The sequence below is a fragment of the Streptomyces sp. FH025 genome (assembly GCF_017427025.1).
In the GTDB taxonomy this organism is placed as follows: Bacteria; Actinomycetota; Actinomycetes; order Streptomycetales; family Streptomycetaceae; genus Kitasatospora.
Genome location: NZ_JAFLNG010000827.1, coordinates 1 through 2,982 on the forward strand (window position 1 = coordinate 1; position 2,982 = coordinate 2,982).

Genomic DNA, 2,982 nt, shown 5'->3' on the forward strand with positions numbered 1-2,982 from the left:
ACGGGACGACGGTCACGGGCCAGCGGCCCGCCTTGACCAGTCGGACGGCCACCGAGCCGATCACCTTGTGCCCGGCCTGTTCGGAGACGCCGACCACCACGGCGTCGGCGCGCAGCTCGTCGGCGAGCTTGGCCAGGCCGGTGTACGGGTCGCCGCGCATGGTGAGGAAGCGCCAGTCCACCTTCCAGACCTCGCGGACCCGGTGCTCGGCCTCGCGCAGTGCGGCCAGCAGCTCGTCGGCGATCTCCTGGGTGGTCTCCTCCACGGCGGCCCCGGCCAGCGCGGTCGCGGCGCCGAGTATCGGCTGGATGTACGCCACGGCGAGGACGGCGCCCTGGCGGCGGGCGAGTCCGGCGGCGTAGGCGGTGGCGCGCCAGGAGGAGTCGGAGCCGTCCAGGCCCGCCAGGACGACCTTGGGCCCGTCCGTCCCCAGCTCGAAGCCCTTCGGGGCGACCGCCGCCTCGTGGTCCCCTCCTTCGATGCCCTCTCCCCTGATGCCCTCGGCGTCCGCCGCGTCCGGATCCACCGCATCGCTCTCTTTGCTCATGAGCCGAAGGCTATGCCCCGCCACCCGGAGTGACCGAGCCGGGCGCTCGGAGTGAGGGCTGTGGCCCGGGCCACCCGGGGCGGCTGCCGCGGTGACGGATCCGGCACCGGGGGCCGGGGGGCCGTCACGCTCTGTCGATGATGTGCGCGGCCTCACACCGGTTTCGGAGTGGCCCAGGCCACTTCGACGGGTGATTTGATCTTGAAAATAGGCGCAAATCAGGCTAAATCACAACATTTCCTTGATCCTTACCTTCGGTAACAACCCTCTGACGTGCCTAAACCTTCGAATCCTTGAAACCGCCACAACGGCCCCCGTACCTTCGAACTCGTTGCACCGAGCGATCCGCTCCGGCCGGGCCCCACCGCCCCCGAGCAGGACGGTGCCGAACCACGCGAGCGACGTGTCCCCGAGACCGACGGCCTTCCGAGGGCCTGGTTCCGCGCGCCCGCTGCCCCCCTCCGAAAGGAACTCCATGACCTTCCGTAACGAGACCGCCGCTGCCACCACCACTGCCACCCCGAAGCGCCGCAACCGCGTCCGGATGGCTCTGATGGCCGGGGCGGTCACCGCCCTGCCGGTGGCCGGCCTCGTCACGGCCACCAGCGCCTCCGCCGCGCCGGCTTCGGTCTGGGACAAGGTCGCCGCCTGTGAGGCGACCGGCAACTGGGCCGTCAACTCCGGCAACGGCTTCTTCGGCGGTCTGCAGTTCACCTCCAGCACCTGGGCCGCCTTCGGTGGCACCGCGTACGCCCCGCAGGCGCACCAGGCCACCAAGGCCCAGCAGATCGCCATCGGCGAGAAGGTCCTCGCCGCCCAGGGCCCCGGTGCCTGGCCGATCTGCTCCGTCAAGGCCGGCCTGGGCAAGTAAGGCCACGCCTCACCCCCTGCACGCACGAAGCCGCCGCACCCCTCCCGGGTGCGGCGGCTTCGCGTGTCTCTCCTCAGCGGCTGTGCGGCGTCACCGCTTCATGTAGACGCTGTCCATGAACTCGAGGATCTGCTGGTCCGTCAGCCGGTGGCCCTCGCGGTGGCCCATCGCCAGGTCGGCCTCGCTGATCATGCCGACCAGCCGGTCGCCGTCGATCACCGGGATGCGCCGGATCTGGTGCTGCTCCATCTTCTTGAGCACCGTCTCGATGCTGTCCTCGGCGCGCACGCAGTGCAGGTGGCCCGCCAGTTCGATCGCCGTCGTCTTGGCCGGGTCCTTGCCCTCGGCCAGACAGCGCAGCACGATGTCGCGGTCCGTGATGATGCCGTGCAGCTTCTGGTCGTCGCCGCAGATCGGCAGCGCGCCCACCTTCTTGTCGCGCATCATGCGCGCGGCCTCGTCCAGTGTCTGGTGGGCGCCGATGCACTGGGCGCCGGTGTGCATGATGTCTCGGGCAGTGGTCACGGGGACTCCTTCGTCGGTGTTACCCCCCGACGTTCCCCCCTCTGCGGCCCCCGGCGGCCGTGCGGCACCCGAGGTGGCCGTGCCCTCACCATAAGCAGCAGCCCGCCCGCCCGCGACCCCGGGCCGCCGGCACCGGGAGCGGGGCCGTCCCTGCGGCCCCGGGAGCCGCGGCGCAGACTGACTGCGGGGGGCCGAACGCAGCCTTCGGAGACCGGCCCATGCCACAGCTGACCGTGGACGGGCGCACCCTCGCCCTCTCCCACCTCGACAAGGTCTACTACCCGCGCACCGGCACCCTCAAGGGCGAGGTGCTGAACTACTACGCCGCCGTGCACACCGCTCTGCTCCCCCACCTGCGGGACCGCCCGGTCTCCTTCCTCCGCTGCCCGGACGGCGTCGAGGCGGAGGTGTTCGTCGCCAAGAACCCGCCCGCCGGCACCCCGCGCTGGGTGCGCACCGTCGAGGTCCCCAGCACCGACGGGGGCCTTCGGCAGGTGGTGCTGGAGGACGGCGCCGCGCTGCTGTGGGCCGCCAACCTGGGCTGCCTGGAACTGCACGTCCCGCAGTGGCACGCGGCCGCACCGGGCCTGGCCGACCGGCTGGTCCTGGACCTCGATCCGGGCGAGGGCGCCGACGTCCTCACCTGCCGGACGGTGGCCCTGCTGCTGCGCGAGCGGCTGGCGGCGGACGGCCTGTCGGCCTGGGTGAAGACCTCCGGTTCCAAGGGCCTGCACCTGCTGGTGCCGATCGAGCCCACGCCCAGCCCCGCCGTCTCCGGGTACGCGAAGGCGCTGGCCGCCGCACTGGAGGCCGAGCACCCGGAGCTGGTGGTGCACACCATGGCCAAGGCCCGGCGCCGGGGCCGGGTGCTGGTCGACTGGTCGCAGAACCACGCCAGGAAGACCACCGCCGCCCCGTACACCCTGCGGGCCCGCCCGACGCCGACCGTCTCCACCCCGCTGTCCTGGGAGGAGCTGGAGCGGGCGGGCCGGGAGGAGGAGCTGGTCTTCACCCTCGCCGAGGTGCCCGCCCGGCTGGC

At 72.2% G+C, this 2,982-nt stretch carries 3 protein-coding genes and 1 pseudogene; 2 read left to right on the forward strand and 2 right to left on the reverse strand.

What is annotated here, in order from left to right; genetic code table 11:
* The coding region (locus J0670_RS34430) for a universal stress protein (RefSeq protein WP_207816338.1) at positions 1-547 on the reverse strand (547 nt) is incomplete at its 3' end.
* A 475-nt stretch (positions 548-1,022) separates the two neighbouring features.
* On the opposite strand from J0670_RS34430, the pseudogene J0670_RS34435 reads away from it, so the two are divergent.
* A pseudogene (locus tag J0670_RS34435) lies at positions 1,023-1,409 on the forward strand (transglycosylase family protein); the annotation flags it as partial.
* A gap of 99 nt (positions 1,410-1,508) precedes the next feature.
* On the opposite strand, the gene J0670_RS34440 reads toward J0670_RS34435, so the two are convergent.
* Positions 1,509-1,943: a CBS domain-containing protein gene (locus J0670_RS34440; protein WP_207816339.1), complete on the reverse strand. Its 435-nt coding sequence runs from the start codon at positions 1,941-1,943 to the stop codon at positions 1,509-1,511.
* Between the two features lie 218 nt (positions 1,944-2,161).
* Between J0670_RS34440 and ligD the strand changes: the two genes are divergently transcribed.
* Positions 2,162-2,982 (forward strand): non-homologous end-joining DNA ligase (gene ligD / locus J0670_RS34445; protein ID WP_207816340.1); only part of this gene is annotated, 821 nt, incomplete at its 3' end.